The sequence below is a fragment of the Sphingopyxis sp. FD7 genome (genome assembly GCF_003609835.1).
Taxonomy (GTDB): domain Bacteria; phylum Pseudomonadota; class Alphaproteobacteria; order Sphingomonadales; family Sphingomonadaceae; genus Sphingopyxis.
In genome coordinates this window covers 177524-195622 of sequence record NZ_AP017899.1, presented here as the reverse complement: position 1 = coordinate 195622, position 18099 = coordinate 177524, and the positions used below count along the sequence as shown (strand labels likewise).

General features: G+C 63.8%; 14 protein-coding genes. 3 read left to right on the top strand and 11 right to left on the bottom strand.

What is annotated here, in order from left to right:
- Nucleotides 1–55: 55 nt before the first annotated feature.
- From SPYCA_RS18755 to SPYCA_RS18745, 3 genes are all read right to left on the bottom strand, one after another.
- The gene (locus SPYCA_RS18755; RefSeq protein WP_120222554.1) at nucleotides 56–709 is read right to left on the bottom strand and encodes a TetR/AcrR family transcriptional regulator; all 654 of its coding nucleotides are present in this window, start codon (nucleotides 707–709) and stop codon (nucleotides 56–58) included.
- Nucleotides 710–792: 83 nt separating this feature from the next.
- A complete protein-coding gene (locus SPYCA_RS18750) occupies nucleotides 793–1545 on the bottom strand; it encodes an SDR family oxidoreductase (RefSeq protein WP_120222553.1) in 753 nt (250 codons plus the stop codon).
- Nucleotides 1542–3239, bottom strand: coding sequence for an AMP-binding protein (locus SPYCA_RS18745; RefSeq protein WP_120222552.1), 1698 nt, complete (start codon nucleotides 3237–3239; stop codon nucleotides 1542–1544). The genes SPYCA_RS18750 and SPYCA_RS18745 overlap by 4 nt, the downstream gene beginning before the upstream one ends.
- 260 nt (nucleotides 3240–3499) lie before the next feature.
- Between SPYCA_RS18745 and SPYCA_RS18740 the strand changes: the two genes are divergently transcribed.
- Nucleotides 3500–5107: a flavin-containing monooxygenase gene (locus SPYCA_RS18740; protein WP_120222551.1), complete on the top strand. Its 1608-nt coding sequence runs from the start codon at nucleotides 3500–3502 to the stop codon at nucleotides 5105–5107.
- 156 nt (nucleotides 5108–5263) lie between these two features.
- Here the strand turns inward: SPYCA_RS18740 and SPYCA_RS18735 are convergent, their stop codons facing one another.
- The 4 genes from SPYCA_RS18735 to SPYCA_RS18720 are packed head-to-tail and all read right to left on the bottom strand — an operon-like array spanning nucleotide 5264 to nucleotide 8020.
- Nucleotides 5264–6454, bottom strand: a complete 1191-nt coding sequence (locus SPYCA_RS18735; protein ID WP_120222550.1) for a lipid-transfer protein — start codon at nucleotides 6452–6454, stop codon at nucleotides 5264–5266.
- Nucleotides 6454–6888, bottom strand: coding sequence for a Zn-ribbon domain-containing OB-fold protein (locus SPYCA_RS18730; RefSeq protein WP_120222549.1), 435 nt, complete (start codon nucleotides 6886–6888; stop codon nucleotides 6454–6456). Before SPYCA_RS18730 ends, SPYCA_RS18735 begins: the two co-directional genes overlap by 1 nt.
- Nucleotides 6885–7418, bottom strand: coding sequence for a MaoC family dehydratase (locus SPYCA_RS18725; RefSeq protein WP_120222548.1), 534 nt, complete (start codon nucleotides 7416–7418; stop codon nucleotides 6885–6887). The genes SPYCA_RS18730 and SPYCA_RS18725 overlap by 4 nt, the downstream gene beginning before the upstream one ends.
- Nucleotides 7415–8020: a MaoC family dehydratase gene (locus tag SPYCA_RS18720; protein WP_232003704.1), complete on the bottom strand. Its 606-nt coding sequence runs from the start codon at nucleotides 8018–8020 to the stop codon at nucleotides 7415–7417. Before SPYCA_RS18720 ends, SPYCA_RS18725 begins: the two co-directional genes overlap by 4 nt.
- Nucleotides 8021–8605: 585 nt before the next feature.
- Here SPYCA_RS18720 and SPYCA_RS18710 point away from each other — a divergent pair.
- On the top strand, nucleotides 8606–9223 hold the full coding sequence (locus SPYCA_RS18710) for a recombinase family protein (protein WP_015449304.1): 618 nt from the start codon (nucleotides 8606–8608) through the stop codon (nucleotides 9221–9223).
- A 9-nt stretch (nucleotides 9224–9232) separates the two neighbouring features.
- Complete coding sequence (locus SPYCA_RS18705) at nucleotides 9233–12238, top strand: Tn3 family transposase (protein WP_015449303.1); 3006 nt, start codon at nucleotides 9233–9235, stop codon at nucleotides 12236–12238.
- Between the two features lie 195 nt (nucleotides 12239–12433).
- Here SPYCA_RS18705 and SPYCA_RS18700 read toward each other — a convergent pair whose 3' ends face one another.
- From SPYCA_RS18700 to SPYCA_RS18685, 4 genes are read right to left on the bottom strand one after another with little or no spacing between them, the layout of a single operon-like run.
- Nucleotides 12434–13039, bottom strand: coding sequence for a carboxymuconolactone decarboxylase family protein (locus SPYCA_RS18700; RefSeq protein ID WP_120222545.1), 606 nt, complete (start codon nucleotides 13037–13039; stop codon nucleotides 12434–12436).
- A gap of 1 nt (nucleotide 13040) precedes the next feature.
- Complete coding sequence (locus SPYCA_RS18695; RefSeq protein WP_120222544.1) at nucleotides 13041–13661, bottom strand: CDP-alcohol phosphatidyltransferase family protein; 621 nt, start codon at nucleotides 13659–13661, stop codon at nucleotides 13041–13043.
- A gap of 4 nt (nucleotides 13662–13665) precedes the next feature.
- On the bottom strand, nucleotides 13666–14931 hold the full coding sequence (locus SPYCA_RS18690) for a NupC/NupG family nucleoside CNT transporter (RefSeq protein ID WP_120222543.1): 1266 nt from the start codon (nucleotides 14929–14931) through the stop codon (nucleotides 13666–13668).
- A 15-nt stretch (nucleotides 14932–14946) separates the two neighbouring features.
- Entirely contained in the window at nucleotides 14947–17982 is a 3036-nt protein-coding gene (locus tag SPYCA_RS18685; protein ID WP_120222542.1) for a TonB-dependent receptor, read from the bottom strand.
- Nucleotides 17983–18099 lie beyond the last annotated feature (117 nt).

The window sequence follows — 18099 nt, the reverse complement described above, 5'->3', positions numbered from 1 at the left end:
ATTTATGCGTGCTTGTTCGACCGGGGGCCCGGCTTCGATTCCAGCACTCACACCATCAGTAGGGGGATTCGAGCCCGCTCAGGGCGACTTCGGCCATCGTCTTGCCGATTTCATCCGGGCTCTCGCTACCATCAGGCCGATACCAGCGATGAGTCCAGTTCAGCATTCCGAGCAGCGCGCGCGCCACAGTCTCGGGCGACCCCACTTTACGGAAAGTCTGGTCTCGCTGACCCTCGGCAATGATCTCGACGAACGCTTGTTCGATACCACGGTTGAACCCGCGCATACGTTTGGACCATTCGCTGCGCGCGTCGCTGACCTGTCGCAGATCTTCGCGGACGTAGATGTAAAGCAGCGGATAGTTTTCGCCGTAGGACACCATCATCGCGGTAACGAGATCGCGCAACTTGCGACGCGGGCTGATCTTGCTCTCCGCAATGCGCCGGGCCAGTGCATGGTTGCGTTCAAGGACTGCGCCGACAATCTCGTCGAACAGATCCTCTTTCGACGAGAAGTAGTAATACAAAGTGGCGCGGTCGAGCTCGAGTTCCTTGGCGACTTTGCTCAAGCTCGCGTTGGCGAAACCCTGCCGGTTGAACACGTTTATCGCTGCATCGCGAATTTCCTCGCGGCGAGCCTTGTAGGAGGCGCGCGAGCCTTTGTTGGCTGCCGACCTGCGGCGTCCGAGTACGGATGAAGTCTTGGTCATGTCGCGATGTTCCGGTTCGTCCGACGGGCAGGCATCGCGACCTTTCCCGATTCCGGGTGCGCGTGGCAAGTCGGCAGGTGGGTTCATCCCCGTGGAGCGCCCGCCACGTACATCGTCTGGCCTGTCACATAGGACGATCGCAGATCGGCGAAGAACGCGACTGCGTGGGCGATATCGGCCGGCTCGCCGACCCGCCCGACCACCGTTTCGCGCGTCATCTGGGCCACCATCTCATCGAATTTCACTCCGCTACGCTGTGCGACCTCGCGGGTCATGTCGGTCACGACGAAGCCGGGAGCCACTGCATTGGCGGTTATCCCGTGGCGCCCGCCCTCAATCGCCAGCGTACGCGTGAGGCCGATCACCCCGGCCTTCGCGGCGGAGTAGTTTGCTTCGCCATAAGTGCCCAGCGCGGCAGTGCTCGAAAGGTTGACGATCCGACCGCCGCCTTCGCGGCGCATGATCGGAAAGATCTCGCGGCAAGTAAGGAAGGCGGCCTTCAGGTTGACGTCGATCACCGCCGACCAGTCCGCCACGCTGAGATTGGCGATGGTACGATCGCGCAGGATGCCGGCATTGTTGACCAGCACGAAAGGAGCTCCAAGCTCCCCCTCGACTTCCGCCACCATGCGCCGAACGTCCGTCTCGCTCGAAACGTCTGCGGCGAAAGCCCGCGCCTGCACACCGCAATCACGCGCGGCGGCAACTGCGTCGTCGCAAGCGTCGCGCGACAGGTCGACCAGCGCCACGTCGTGTCCATCCTGAGCGAGACGCAGCACAATCGCCGCCCCGATACCGCGCGCCGCGCCCGTCACGATGGCCACCGGGCGGGTCATCGCGGGCCGAGCCTTTCCTGCGCCATCCCGGTCAACTCGAATTTCTTCGCACGCCCTGATGCGGTCGCCGGAATTTCGCTTTCCGTGATGAAAATCACATGACGCGGGACCTTGAACCGGGCGAGCCTTGCCCGGGCCTGCTCGATGATCGCATCCTCCGATAGTGCCGAACCGGCTGCACGAACAACGAACGCGACACCCACCTCGCCCATCCTCTCGTCGGGCAGCGGCGCAACGTGGACCATGTGGACGCCGGCGAATTCGGCAATTACATCCTCGACCTCGCTCGGCAGAACCTGTTCGCCGCCGCAGCGGTACGATTCCTTGGTCCGCCCGAGAAGCGTGATGTAACGATCCGCGTCGATCGAGCCGAGATCGCCCGTCCGCAGCCAACCATCGGAGGTGAATGCCTGGGCAGTCTCCAACGGTTTCCTGTAGTATCCCTTGGTAACACCGATCCCGCGGGCCTGAAGCTCGCCCATTTCGCCCGGCGGCAATTCAGCACCACTGACCAAGTCCACCACCCTGTAATCGACCAGAATTCCGTCGAGCGCCGGATCGGCCGCGGGGCCGACCTCGCGCAATCTGCCGTTGGTTGTGAGCAGGCGCTGGTCAGGGTCATCCGGCTGCGTAACCGTTGTCGAGGCGGTAGTCTCGGTCATGCCATAACCAGTGGTGATTTCCGTCACACCGAGCCGTTCGCGCAGCAACGACCACAGCCTCGGTGGCGCTTTGCCACCCGATGCGAGTGCATAATGAAGTGACGAAAGATCGAATTGTTCGGGCTCCACAGTTTCAATGAGCGCCAGTGACATGGCCGGTATGAGGAGCGCATCCGACGCCCGGTGCCGCTCGATCCCTTGTAGAGTGTCGATCGGATCGAACTTCAGTCGGGGGATGATCGCTCCGCCGACGAACGGCACAGCCAGCATTCCCTCGACGTAACCGAACACATGATACAACGGCAGCGAGAAGATGATTCTCCGCCCATCCTCGAACGCACGGGCATAGGCGCTGCCGTAGGCGGTGCGCATAAGCATATCGTGGGTGAGCTGGACACCCTTGGGCGGGCCAGTGGTGCCCGAGGTGAACAGTATGTCGCAGATCGCATCGGCGGCGACCGGGGGCATTGCCACCGGTGCAGCATCCAGACTGCGGAAGGTGCGGCACCCTTTCCGGGGTTCTTTTTCCCCCGTCTCGAACACTACCACGTGTCGCAAGGCAGGGAGCGCCGACCCGCCATCATCGGCCCAACCCGGACAAGCCGCGTCCAGGATCGCCAGATGATCTACCCCGCGAAAACTGTCCATCGTGATCAATGCCACGCTGTCGGACTGGCGCAGGACATACGCCAGTTCGTCCGCCTTGAGCAGTACGTTGACCGGCACCGCGACCGCGCCGATCCGGGAAATGGCGTATTTCAGCGCGACGTAATCGGGAAAGTTGCCCATCACCAGCGCAACCTTTTCACCCGGTCGCACCCCCATTGCTATCAGCCCGGCGGCGATCCGGAGCGAATGGCGGACCACGTCGGCATAGGTGCGGACGCGATCGTCAGCCAGGACCAGGGGCCGGTCGGGAAAGGCGAGCGCCGCGTCATCGAGCACCTCGTGGATCGTGCGAGGGTGCCAGCGCGGTCCCCGCGCGACCAGGTCCTCCCGGCGATCTGCAATCGGCTTACGCCCAGTCGGCACGGTTCCCTCCCTTGGACATCTTCACGATCAGCCTGCGCCTGCAAGCTCGAACCCGGCAAGCAGTCAATGCAGCCGTTGAATTAACTGCACCGAGCATTTTCCGAAGCAGCGACACAAACGGCGATTTTGGCCCATCCATACAGCGTAATACGCGGCCCGTGACCCCGCTTTTCAAACAGCATCGCTCAATCGATCATCGAGAGGGCAAAAAATGTCAACACCTATGTTGACAAAACCGACCGTTCGTGGACAACGGGGGTATGGCAGAGGGTGACGCTGAAATTGCACTGGATGCGCTCGTGGTCGGCGCCGGATTCGCAGGCTTGCGGGCGCTGTGGGGGCTGCGCGAAAAGGGCTTCCGCACGCGGGTGATAGAGGCGTCGGACGAGATCGGCGGGGTGTGGAACTTCAACCGATATCCCGGCGCCCGCTGCGACGTGGAAAGTTTCGACTACTCCTATCGTTTCTCCGAGGAACTCGAGCAGGACTGGCGCTGGTCCGAACGCTACGCCCGTCAGCCGGAAATCCTCGCGTATATCAATCACGTGGCGGACCGGTTCGACCTGCGCAACTCGATCGATCTCTCGACCCGCCTCGAAAGCGCGCGCTATTGCGAGAAGACGCAGGTGTGGATCGTTTCGACCGGCAGCGAGCGCGAGTACCGCGCGCGTTACCTGATCCTGGCGATGGGGCAACTGTCGCGCCCCAAGAACACCATCTATCCCGGGCAGGAGAATTACCGCGGCCGCGTGCTCTACAGCGCGACTTGGCCGCGCGATGGTGTGGATCTGTCGGGCAAGCGGGTCGCTATTATCGGCACCGGGTCGTCGGGTGTGCAGATGACCCCGATCGTGGCCGAGCAAGCCGAGCACCTGTCGGTGTTCCAGCGCACCGCGAACTACTCGATCCCGGCCGCCAACGCCCCTGTCACCGACGAGGAGGACGCTGAGATCAAGGCCAACTATCGCCAGCGGCGAAAGGACGCGCGCAATTCGCCTAGCGGACTTGGCTTCATTCCTAACGGCAAATCGGCGCTGGATGTCACGCCCGAGGAGCGCGAGCGCGAGTACGAGAAAGCTTGGCACAAGCTCGGATTCGGCTTTGCGTTGACCTATAAGGACATTCTCCTCGACCTCGAATCCAATCGCACAGCGTCCGAGTTTATCCAGCGCAAGATTGCGGCGAAGGTTCACGATCCGGTGCTACGCGAAAAGCTGACCCCGCAAGGCTTCCCGTTCGGCACCCGGCGCCCCTCGGTCGACGATGGGTTCTACGAGACCTTCAATCGCGACAACGTGGCGCTGGTCGACCTTGCTGAAACCCCGATCGTCGAGTTCTATTCTGAGGGGATACGGACGAGTGCCGCCGAAATTCCGTTCGACGTGGTGGTATATGCAACCGGGTTCGACACCTTCACCGGCTCACTGCTGGCCCCGGCCATCATCGGCCGCCACGATGTCACGCTCGCCGAGAAATGGGAGGCCGGACCGGTGACGCAGCTCGGGCTCGCCGTAAACGGCTTTCCCAATATGTTCATCGTCGGCGGCCCAGGCAGCCCCTCGCTGCTGAGCAATGTGCTGCTGTCGAGCGAGGAACAGCTCGACTGGCTCGCCGACCTGTTGGTTCACGCGCGCGAACACGGTATCGGTGAGATCGAGGCAGACGAGGCTGCCGAGCGCGCCTGGGTCGAGCACGTCAACGAGCGCGCCGCCGAAACGCTCTACCTGATGACCCCGTCGTATTACGTCGGCGCGGAAATGCCCGGCAAGCCACGGGTCTTCATGCCCTATTCGGGCGGGGTACGCTACTATCGCCGGATCATCGAGAATGTCGCGGCCGAGGGCTATAGCGGCTTCACACTGCGCTAGACTCGTTTTAAGCTTCGCTGAATCGGCACCGGCCCACACCCCCACCCGGCCACCCATAGGGTACTATCATTGGGTGGCCGGGTGGGGGTGTGGGCCGGTGCCGCTTAACTGAAAACGAGGCTAGGGCTGCGGTGCTTCCCGCTCCATGACCACGCACTAACGTTGCAGGATCACCGAACCGCCGTTGGCGCCTAGGCCGAGCACCGCCGTCATCCCGACTTTCGCATCGGGTACCTGATGCCCTTCAGCCTCGCCGCGTAGCTGCCAAGCGACTTCGCACACCTGTAGCAGCGCCTGCGCGGTCGTCGCCTCGCCAAATGACAGAAAACCGCCGCTCGGATTGACCGGCAGGTCGCCATCGATGCCGAGACGTCCGTGCTCGAGCATCCAGTCTGCCTGCCCAGGCTCCGCGAACCCGAACAGTTCGGGCCAGGCAAGGATCTGCCACACCGAATTGTCCGCAATCTCGAGCAGATCGACGTCAGCGTGGCCGATCCCCGCCATCGCCATGGCGCGGTTCACAGCGTTGACCACTTCGCTGGTGTGCGTCCCGCCTTCGCGTGGATTGCCCGAGACCATGGGAATCCGCATTGCCGGATCTCCGAAAGTGCCCGTCGCAGCAGCGCAGCCCGCAACGCGGAGCGCCCTGCCCCCCGATTCACGCGCATACCGTTCCGAACCCAGCACGACCGCAGCGGCGCCATCGCTGACCGCGCAGATTTCGAGCAGGTGCAGCGGGTCTGCCACCTCGGGCGAGGCGAGCACCTCCTCCACCGTGCAAGCCTTGCGATAGCGTGCCCGCCGATTGCCGATCGCGTTGTCGTGCATCAGCACCGATGCCTGTGCGAACGTACGCGCGCTGGTGCCGTGGTCGTGTTGTCTCCGCCGCGCCTCCATTGCCCAGTACACAGGGTTTGTCGCGCCAAGCGCCCGCCAGCGAACGAAGTCGTGATCCCCGGCATCGTCCGCCCCGCCCGGCGGCCGCGCGATGAACCCTTTCGGCATCCGTTCCGCACCGACCGCGATCGCAAGGTCGCACTGGCCGCTGGCGACAAGCGCATGGGCAGTGGTAAATGCGATCGCTCCTGCCGCGCACGCCCCGCCGACGTTGATGCAGGTCATACCGTGTTCGGAGGAGTTCTGAACGATCTCATTGGCGTGGAGCCCCCAGCCCATGCCGCCCTCGAAGCGCGAACTTGCCGCGACCATCGCCTCGACCTCACGCCACTCACGCCCGGCATCGCCGAGCGCTTCGGCGATGGCGAAGCGCGCCAGTTCGACCTGCGACTTGCCGGGAAACTTGCCCCACGGATGGGCGCCCGCGCCGAGGAGATGTACCGACCGCATCAGTTTGCCGCCCCCTGGCGGAAAACATATCCGATGACGGGTGCGTCGTCGGTCCGTGCAAGGACATCTGCGCCAAGCTCCAGCACCATGCCGATGCTGAGGTCGGAGCGCGGAACGTCGAGCCGCGAAAGCACCCGCAAGCCAGGGCTCAACTCGACCGTGCCGAGCGCGTAGGGCTGCCAGTCGTCAGCCGGATACAGGTCGGGCGGGCGATAGGCCTGCCAGCTATAGCTGTAGAGGGTGCCCGAGCGCGGCAGCTCGCAATCGGCGAGTTCGCCGCTGGCACAGGACGGATCGCGGCACCCCTCGACGCGCGGGAAATATTGCGCCCCGCAGCCTGAACAGAGCGAACCCGTCAGCGCGATCCTGCCGTCCGCGAACGTGAACAGTCCCTCTACCACCGGCTGTCCAGTCGATGGGGAATTGCCGGTCATAGCGACATGATATCCCGCTGCTCGCGGAAGTAGAGCGTGCCGTTGACGATGTCGGTTACCGTGACCTGATGCCTAACGTAGCGCCGTCCGCGCTTCTCGAACTTGTCGGTGGCGCGGGTGCGAATCTCGACCGTTGTGCCCACCGGGATCGGCGCAAGAATCTCGGATTCGTGCATCGTGTGGATGGAACCGATCGCGAACGGCTTGGTATGGTCGAACTGCACCGCCAGCACGAAGTGCGACACCAGCAGCGGCGGGACGATCGCACCGCCGAAGGGCGAGGAGCCTGGTCCCCGCCAGCCGTTCATCGTCCACCCTTCGTACCACGGATTGAAGTCCTCGACGCCGTCGGCGTAAAGTATGATCAGTTCGGGAGAGAGCATCAGCTCGCGGGCCAGTTCGTCGCCAATCTCGACCGCATCCCAGTAGGGCACCGCCCCCTGCTCCAGTCCGTCGATGAAGGCACGGGTCTGGGCAATCTGGATTTCGCTCATCGGCTTTAGCGAGTCGGTCGCAACGTCCTTCGTCATCGTGCGGCCTCCTCGGTGCGAAGATCCCTTGGAATGGCGATTTCGAGCGTGCCGGCGGTCTTCTTCTCACCGCGTTCGTTCTGCGCCCACAAATCGACCGTGAAATGCACCTTGTCGCCCTCATCCCGCTTGGCGGTAATCACTCCATGGGTCGAGATGACCTCGTTGGCGAGCGTCGCGGCGATATACTTGCAACTGATCCGAGCGCCGGTGAAGAACCACTTGCCGAAATGGTTGACGCACATTTCGGCGATATAGGCCGAAGACATTTCGCCGGTCTGGATCGGCGCGTCGAGGCCGGTCTTGGCGGCGTAGACCGGGTCCCAGTGATTGGGATTGAAGCGTCCCCATAGCCGCGAGCCCATGAGCTGGATTGCCGCCTTCTTGGTCACGCTTTGCAACGCGAAACCGACCGGGGTCTGCGCAGTTACCCAGTCCTGCGGCCGCGTGCCGGGCGGATAGGCATTGTTCGTTTCCAAGCTCGACTCTCCCACCACCATTCGCTGTTGGCATGAGGCAAAGTTGCTGACTGCGGGAAATTTGTCAACGTAAACGTGGAATATATCGCCGCGACCAGTCAGATTCGCTTTCGGGGTTTGCACGCAGAAAACGCCCTGTGGAACAGGGGTAGGCGTATCTGGGGGTTGAGTAGCAACGGAACAGAAAACCTACATAAGGCAGCACGCCTCAAGGCCGCGGGCCATTCCGGAAGGGCGCGAAGTGGTGGTTAGCTGCCGTCCCTCCGACGCCCCTTGATCCAATTTGTTAGCGACCGAACACCCAAACCAACCGCTGCGGCTATCGCGATTGCCCCACCTAGCAGCGGCCAGTCTAAGCCTCTGTGGCATTCGGCATCTGGCGCACAGTCGCCGAGCGAACTCACGATGAAGACGACCCCGATGAGGGGAACACCGACAAAGGCCGCCATACCGCAGCCGATCTTTCCACCTAGCGTGCTGCTGTCCCGATACTCGCTCATGGGCTCGAAGCTATCGCTTTCCGCGACGTCCGCAATTGGGGCGGAAGCGGCCGTCTGGTTTTTCCAATAAACCCCGGTTTGATGCGAAGCGGTCCGACGAACGCGATCGACCCACTGGACGGCCTTCAATCTCACATCTACCCGTCCAGAAACCTATAGCCGGTAAACCCATCGTTCGATAGATTGATGCAAGAGGGAGCGGGCGTCGATGCTGATCGGGTACATGCGGGTGTCGACGGGCGAGCAGAATCTCGATCTGCAACGTGATGCGCTCGATCGTGCCGGATGCAACCGGATCTTCGACGACGTTTGCTCGGGCCGTACGACCGAACGGCCTGGGCTCGACAAGGCAATCGATATCATGCGTGATGGCGACGCTCTTGTTGTCTGGAAGCTCGACCGAATTGGACGGTCGCTGCCTCACGTCGTCGGGCTGGTCGGAGATCTGCAGAAGCGCGGCGTCGGCCTGAAGGTGCTGACCGGCGATATCGATACGACGACCGTCACGGGCCGGTTAGTGTTCGGCATCTTCGCAACCCTGGCCGAGTTCGAGCGCGACCTGATCCACGAGCGCACGATGGCAGGGCTGGCTGCGGCCAGGGCCCGTGGCCGCGCGGGCGGGCGGCCACGGGTGATGACGAAACAGAAGTTGAAGGCCGCAATGGCGTTGATGGCAGACCGCGACAATGCCGCGCGCGACGTCGCTGTCCAGCTCGGAGTATCGGTGTCGACACTCTATGCCTATGTCGACGCCAAAGGACAGCCGCGAGAGCGGGCCAGCGAACTGTTGGCCAAGCGCGGGACCAGATCCGCGGCAGCGGCATAGCGTGAAGCGGTGCCAGTCAGCTTTCTCTCGGACGACCAGGCACTGCGATATGGTCGCTTCGTAGGCGATCCGACCTCGGAACAGCTGGCGCGGCACTTTCATCTCGACGATGCGGACCGGGCGTTCATCGGCGCACACCGCGGCGACCACAACCGGCTCGGTGTCGCGGTGCAGCTTGGCTCGTTGAGGCTGCTCGGCACTTTTCTCGAAGATCCGGCGCAAATACCTGCGTCCGTCACGCGATTTGCTGGCGACCAACTGGCGATCGACGGATCGGCCGAACTAATGGCGCGATATTGCGCGACCAAGGGACGATGGCGGCACGGCCCGCGCATCCGCATTCATTATGGCTACCGAGTCTTCTCCGATCCCGGCGTCGCGTTCCGATTGCATCGTTTCCTGTATGCGCTGTGCTGGACGGGCACCGATCGACCGTCGGCCCTGTTCGACGCAGCCGCGACATGGCTGCTCGAGTTCAAGGTGATGTTACCGGGATTGTCCGTCCTCGAGCGCGATATCGCACGGGTCCGCACGCGAGTCGCCGCGCACGTCCATCGCCGCCTGGTCGACAAGCTGACGTCAGAGCAACGTACCCGGCTCGATACGCTCGTCGCTGTTGCCGAAGATGGACGGCAAAGCCCGCTCGATCGACTCCGTGATGGGCCATATCTGCAAAGCGGCCCTGAGATCAGCCGGGCCATCGACCGACTGACCGAAATCCGTACATTCACCACAGGCTTGCCCGAACTCGACCGCGTACCGCCCGGCAAGGCCGCCGCATTAGCGCGATTTGCCGGCGCCGCGAAAGCGCAGGCCGTCGCCCGGTTGCCGGACGATCGCCGCGCGGCGACCCTGGTTGCCTTCATCCGGACGCTTGAAGCGTCGGCCAGCGACGATGTCATCGACCTGTTCGACGCCGTGTCGACCAAGATGTTCTCCAATGCGCGCATCAACGCCAAGGAGGCGCGGATGCGCTCACTGCGCGATCTCGACGCCGCATCGCTCCGGCTTCGCGATGTCGGGGCGGTGCTGCTCGATGACAGTATCGGCGACACCGAGGTCCGCGCAGCCGTGTTCGCGCTCGTCGACCGGGCAGCGCTGACCGAGGCCGTCGCGCAGGTGAACCTGCTCGCCCGGCCGACCGACGAGAGCTACTTCGTCGAGTTGCGCCAGCAGACTGGCACGATGCGCTATCTGCCGAAGATGCTTGCTGGGCTCGATCTTGCGGCGGCGCCAGCGGGGCAGCCGCTGTTGGACGCGGTCGATCACCTGCGGAGAGTTCACCAGGGTGAAAAGCGCCGTGGACCGGTACCAACATCTTTCGTACCCAAGGCCTGGGCCCGCCAGCTGAAGACCGCGGACGGTGCATTCGATCTGATCGGATACCGGCTTTGTACGCTCGACCGACTACGCCGCGCCATCCGTCGCCGCGACGTCTTTCCCGTTCGCTCACTTCGCTATGCCGATCCTCGCAAGGGCCTACTGACGGGAGCTGGCTGGGAGGCGGCGCGACCGACGGTATGCCGCACGGTCGGCGTGGCGGTCGCTGGCGACGAGGAAATCGCCAAACTTTCGGCGCGGCTCGATCTTGCCTACCGCGAAACAGCCGCGCGCGTGCCGGACAACGATGCCGTGACAATTACGAAGACCGCGAGCGCCGCCGACCTATCAATCGCACCGCTCGATAAGATCGACGAGCCATTGAGCCTCACCAACCTGCATAATGCGATCGATGCGCGACTGCCGCGGCTCGATCTCCCCGAGCTGATCCTGGAGATGCACGCGCGAACGGGGTTCGGGGCAGCGTTCACTCATGCCAGTGAGGGCAATGCGCGCGCTGAGGATATAGCGACCACGATCTGTGCAGTGCTTGTCGCGGAGGCAACCAATACCGGGTTCGAGCCGCTTGTCCGCTCGGAGGTCCCCGCCTTGCGCCGGTCGCGGCTGAGCTGGGTGAAGCAGAACTTCATGCGGGCCGAAACGCTGACGGCGGCCAACGCGCTACTGGTCGCCGCGCATAACAGGATTCCACTGACCCGTGCCTGGGGCGGCGGCGAGGTCGCCTCGGCCGATGGGCTGCGATTCACCGTGCCGGTCCGCACGATCCACGCCGGCCCGAACCCGCGCTATTTCGGGCGCGAACGCGGCGTCACCTGGTACAATCTGGTTTCCGACCGTTTTTCCGGGCTGAATGCCGTGACGGTCCCCGGTACGTTGCGCGACAGCCTCCATCTGCTGGCGGTCGTGCTCGACCAGGAAACCGAATTGCGGCCAAGCGAAATCATGACCGATACGGCCGGCTATACCGACACAATTTTCGGCGTTTTCTACCTCCTCGGGCTCCAGTTCTCGCCGCGCATCGCCGATATCGGCGGCGCGCGGTTCTGGCGTGTCGATGGAAAGGCCGATTACGGTGTGCTGGACGACCTCGCGTCGAACAGGATCAACACCAAGCTGATCGTCGAGCACTGGGATGACCTGCTGCGCCTGGCCGGATCGCTGAAACTCGGCGTCGTGCGCGCGACTGGGCTCACCCGTGTCCTTCAGACCAACGATCGCCCGACCAAGCTAGCGCGCGCGCTCCAGGAACTTGGCCGCCTCATCAAGTCGCTCTACATGCTGCGGTTCATCGATGACGAAACCTACCGGCGACGCATCCTGGTCCAGCTCAACCGGGGCGAGAGCCGTCACCAGCTCGCCCGCACCGTATTCCACGGCAAGCGCGGTGAGCTTCGTCAGCGTTACCGCGAAGGGCAAGAAGATCAACTCGGCGCGCTTGGGCTCGTCGTCAATCTGGTCGTGCTCTGGAACACGATCTACATCGACGCCGCGCTCAACCAGCTCCGCACCGAAGGTCATGTGATCCTCGACGAGGACGTCGCGCGCCTCTCGCCGCTCGGCTCCCAACACATCAACATGCTCGGGCGCTACGCCTTCACCATCCCCGACATGGTCGCGCGCGGCGAGCTGCGGCCGCTCCGTGATCCCAGCGTCACGGGCATCGACGATGCCTGAAGCCGCGCCTTATGTAGGTTTTCTGTTCCGTTGCTACTCAACCCCCGACATCGACGCGCTGAGGGGCAAGAGCCAATCTGAAGCCGAGCCGTCAGGTCCTGCGTCGACCGATAAATCCGGGATTACGGCACGATCCTGTCTGGGGAAGAGGGAAGCGTCACCGGGCGGTGGTCCCGAATAAGCGGGAGCGATGGCTCAATCCTTGCGCCCCGGCTCGATGCCCCACCGCGCGGCAAGGCGCGCATAGATGGGTTCGCCGCGATGCGGATCACTGGTCGCTCCGCCCATACGCTCCATGCGGGCCTCGATTTCCGCGCGGTCTGCGGCGAGCGGGTTGCCCTTGATCCCTGCGCCTTCGACGATGCGGTTCATGAAGTTGAACAGCGCGCAGATGCTGATCGCGTCGAATAGCGCCTCCTCGCTCCAGCCAGCCGCGTAAACCGGCTCGGCGTCGGCGTCGCACATCTGGCTGGGATTGCGCGTGAGCTTGGCGACATAGGCCAGCAAGGGCTTCAGCCGCTCGTCGATCTTGCTCGACGCAGCGTCGGCCATCAGATCCTCGAAAATTTCTGAGTCGATGCCAAAGGCGCGCGCCGCGACGACATGCGCGCCATGGCAATAGGTGCAGGCGTTGAGACCCGATACATAGGCAGCGATCAGTTCGCGTTCCGCGACCGTCAGCGGCGAGGGGTCGCGCAGCACCCTGTCGTGATATTCGAGCAAAGGCAGGACCGCGTGCGGAAAGCGGCGAAAGAGCTTGTCGAGCGCTGGCTCGCCTTCGATCGATGGAAAGACAGGCATGCTATTTCTCCTTGTCAGGCGAGCCAAAAACCTGCCGCGCTATCCAGGTTCGTTGTATTACGGTCAGGAGGCACAAAGCTGCAAAACCCCAGGCGAGCGGTACGAAATAGGAGGGGAAAATGGCCATGAGGATGAAGCACAGGATCGTCTCGCTGCCTTCGGCCAGGCCGCTGTTGTAGAAGAAGCTTTTCCGGCCATGGGCCTGGGTTTCAAGGCCCTGTTTCGCCGCAAGCGTCGCATAGGCGAGAAAGCTGGTCCCAGTGACGGCAAAGGCCGCGACTAGCACCAGCGCCGGCAAGAGATTGTCGGGGTCGGCGATTCCGAAGCCCACCGGAACTGCGACATAGAAGATGAAGTCGCCCACAATATCGAGAAAGCCGCCAAAGTCGGTCAGCCTCGTCGCCCTTGCGACCGCGCCGTCAAGGCCATCAAGAAGGCGATTGGCGAGGATCAGCGCGAGGCCTGCATGATAGTCGGCAAGCGCAATCGCTGCCGCGGCCGCAAGGCCAAGCAGGATACCCATGAGACTTATCGCGTCGGCGCCGATGCCGCGACGCGCAAGCCATCGGCCCATCGCATTGAGCGGCGGGTCGATAAGCGGACGAAGGCGGGCGTCGAACATCGTCCTAGGCCCAGGTCACGAGCCCGATGACCGCGCCGGTCATCGCCGATGCCATATTGCCTGCGACCCAGCTCTTCATCCCGAGCTCGGCGACATCGCGGCGGCGCGCCGGCGCCAGCGTCGCGACGGTCGAGACGAGGAGGCCGACACTCGCGAGATTGGCGACCCCGCTCAGTGCGTAGGTCGTGATCAGCAGGCTGCGCGGATCGAGCGTTCCCGCGGGCATGGCGGCAAGGCCGAGATAAGCCACATATTCGTTGAGGATCGCCTTGGTCCCCATCAGCCCGCCCGCAGCGGGCGCCTGCTCCCAGGGAATGCCGATCGCCCACATCACGGGGGCGAACAGCCAGCCGAACAGGCGCTGGAGCGTCAGCGGCGCCCCATTGGCCGGCGGCAGCAGCGCGAGCAGCTGGTCAGCGAGATTGACGAGCGCGAAGACGACGATGATGATGCCGATCACCGCGAGGACGAGCTGAACGCCCTCCATGGTGCCGCGAATGACAGCGTCGATGCTGCTCTCATAGGCAAGGTCGGGCTCGGCGGCATCGGCGCCCGGCGATCCGTCGCCCGGCACCATGATCCGGGCGACCAGCACCGCGGCGGGAAGCGAAATGAGGGAGGCGACGATCATGTGGCCGACCGCGTTCGGCACGGTCTTCGCCAGGGTGGTGGCATAGAGGATGAGGATCGCGCCCGAGATCGTGGCCATGATCATCACCATGATCATGAACAGTTCGGCGCGGCTCATCCGATCGAACCAGGCGCGTAGCACAAGCGGCGATTCGACGACGCCCAGGAAAATCGTCGCGCCGCCGCCGAGGCCGACGACCCCGCTAACGCCAAGCGTCTTGCGGAGCGCCCATGATAGCCCGCTAACCAGCGCGCGCAGCACGCCCCAGTGCCAGAGCAACGCCGAGATCGCCGAAAAGACGATGATCAGCGGCAGGATCTGGAAGGCGATGACGACCGGCGGCTCGGCGCCGGGCTTGAGCAGGAAGGGAATCGGGGCGCCGCCGGTATAGCCGAACATATAGCTCGATCCGACAAGCGTCGCCTTCTCGATCGCCGCCACCGCGCTATTGGCAAAACCGACGAGGGTCCAGACGAAGGGGATACGGGTCACCGCGAAGGCGATGGCGAGCTGGAGCAGCAGCGCGCCGCCGATCCAGCGCCAGCCGGGCCGCGCGCGGCGATCCTCGGAGAGCAGCCAGGCCAGCAGTAGAATCACCGTCAGGCCGACAAGCCCCTGCAGGTTTGCAAGCCATGCCATCCGCCTTTTCCTCCCCTAGAATTTCCATGCCGCGCCGAATTGGAACTGGCGCGGCGGCCCGGCATTGCGCTGCACGAAGGGCGCCCCGCCTCCGAACTGCACCTGATTGGACGTTGTCGCGGCATTCGCAAAGCCCGATTCATTGTTGGCGTTGAAGAGGTTGAAGACATCGGCGCTGAGCTCGATCCGGCCGTCGAAGGCCGGAACCGCATAACGCACCCCGACATCGACCGTCGCCGACCAGGGCAGCCGCGCCGAATTGCGCGCGGCGCCCGGATAACGGTCCGAATTGCCGAGGAAATTCTCGCCGAACGAGGCGCCGTCGCCATTGAGATCCTGCGTCCCGAAGATCCGCGCGTCGGGGACGAGGTTCACCGGCTGGCCGGACTGGAAAAGACCGGCGACGCTCAGCGTCAGACCCTCAAGCGGATAGAGATAGCCGACCGCCGAGATAACGTGGCGGCGGTCGTTGGCCGACGGTCCCCATTCGGCCGAAAAATCGTTGGAATTGGAGGCCCGGAAGTTGATGTCGTCGGTATCGTTGCTGAGCTTCGACAAGGTATAAGATAAGCGGAACGCGTAAGCATCGCTGCCGCGTGCCTTGGCGAGCTGCAGGATCAGCGCCTTATATTCAGACTCGCCCGCGGTTTCCGACACGGTGATCTGGCGCGCCCCGCCGGGCACGAGCGCCACCGGCCGCGTCGCGTCGGCGGCCGCCTGCGAGCGAACAAGACCGAGCGTCTCGGCGAGCGCGAACCGCGCCGCATTGTCAGCCTGTGCCCGCAGCAACGCGATATTTGCGGCGGTCAAATTGGCAAGATTGGGCGTGAAGGGCGCGGGCGCGTTGAGGTCGCGGAGCCGGGCGAGATTGTGCGTGCGGCTATAGATGACGTCGGCGCTCAGGGTCAGCGTGTCGTTCGCCTGATATTGATAGCCGCCGCTCAGCTGGAGACTCCACGGGCTGCGATAACCGGTCGGGCTGAGGATGCGCGCTTCGCCAAGGGTCGCGGTCCCGCGCAACGCCTGAACCTCCGCGGGGGTCGGGCAGGCCGAGACCGTCGTACAGGGCGGCGACACGCCAAGATTGCCGTCGAAGGTCAAGGCGGACAGATTGGTACCCGCCGGAATCAAGCCTTGCGCCTGCAGTGACCCCAGCTGGGTCAGAAATCCAGCCGAGGTTGTATTGCGCTGGAGCGCGTCCGAAATCACTGCGTAGGAGAGCTTGCCGGTGAAGATGCCCGCGCCGAAGCGCAATGTCGAGCGCGCATCAGGCCGGTAGTTGAGCGCAAAGCGCGGCGCGACATTGTCATAATCGCCATCCCCGCCGCCCTTGGCGGTCAGGCTGTCATAGTCCCAGCGCACGCCAAGGGTCGCGGTGAGGCGCGGCGACAATTGCCACTCATCCTCGACATAGAAGGCGACCTGGGTCTGACCGGTGCCGAAGGACTGCGGCCTGAGCTCCACCGAATAATTGGCGACCGCGGGATCGAGCGCGAGGACATCGCCTGCCGACAACGCGAGTCCCTGTCCACCCGCCGCAATTGCGGCAAGCTGGGCAGCGGTGAGATCGACGGTGTAGTTGCCGTCGGGATTGCCGCCTCCGAGAAGCGAAAAATCGGAATGGATGAGGTCGGCGCCGAAGCGCAAGCGGTGGTTGCCGAGCCGCCGCTGCAAGCGGTGCGTCGTCTGCCAGCTCTCCTCGACATCGTCGAAGACAAAACCCGGGTGGCCGACGACGCCGACCGTGAGCCCGCTCGGATCGCGGATGGCGACCTGCGGTCCCGCGGGCCCTTTCGGCTTGCCGTAATTCCAGCGAAAGCGGCTGAACTGGAGCGCGCCGTCATAGCTCCAGACATCGCCCGAATAGCTCGCGGTCGCCGCAACCAGGGTCGAGAAGCGGTCCTGGTCCGACCCCGCCGACGGAAAGGTGACATTGCCGCCGCCGAGCGCCCCGCCGGGGCGATCGATGGTAACGCGGCCGACATTGGCGCGCAGCCCGACCGTCCAATCGTCGGTCAGGCGGTGATCGAGCCGCACCGAACCGAGGTAGAATTGGTTGTTGCCGGTCACATTGGCAACGGTGCCGAGCGCGGGCGCATCGACGATCTGGACATTGCGATCGCGCGTATATTCGAAATTGGCGTAAAAGAAGGTACGGTCGCGCGCGATCGGTCCGCCAAGGCTCGCACCGGCCTGATAGCGCTCGAAGCTCTCACCGACCGCGTTGCCCGAAAGGTCGCGGCGCGGAAAGGGCGAGCGGGCATCGAACGGACGCCCCGGCCGTACCAGCGCATAGACTTCGCCATGATAATCATTGGTGCCCGATGGCGTCGTATAGTTGACGATGCCGTTGGCGGTGCGGCCATAGGCCGCCGAATAGCTGTTCGCGAGCACGGTCACTTCGCGCGTGAAGCCGAGCGGCACCGGGAATTTGATCCCGCCGAGGAAATTCTCGTTATTGTCGAGCCCGTCGATCAGATAATTGGTGTCGAGGCCGTTCGACCCGTTGATCGATATCGACGGCGCTTCGGGGAAGAAGCCGGTTGACGGTACGACGCCCGGGAGCCGGACCAGCGCGCCGAGCACGTCGCGCCCCTCGATCGGCAGCGCGGCAAGCTCCTCTTCGCCGAGCGATGCCGACACCTCGGCGTTGACGCTGTTGAGCGCGGTGATGCCGCGCTTGCCGGTCACGACAATCGCGGCCCCGGCGGGGGCAAGCCGCAGCGTCACGCTGCTCGAAAAATTGGCACGCAACGAAAGGCGCGCGGGCTCCCCGGACTCAAAGCGCTCGTTTGCCAGCGCCGACACGCGATATTCGCCGGCGGTAGTCAGTCCTTCGATCCGCGCCAGTCCCTGTGCGTCGCTTCGCACAACCCGGCGCAAGCCGATGCCCGGGTTCTCGACCAGCACGTCGATATCCGCCAAGGGGCGCCCATCGTCGGCGACCACGGCAATCTGGATGCCGGCCTGCTGCGCCGCGGCGGGAAGCGCGAAGCCGATTGCAAGGACCGATGCAGTTGCACCGGCCGTGAGACGCGGGAAAAGGGTCAAGTTTTACTCCATGGACAAGGCGCCGTTGCGCATTTTTCTGATTTTTCGCCTGTTGGTCGCCGTGCGGCGCCATTCCTTACAGTCGCTGCAATGCCGATTTGGGGCGACGTCCTGTAA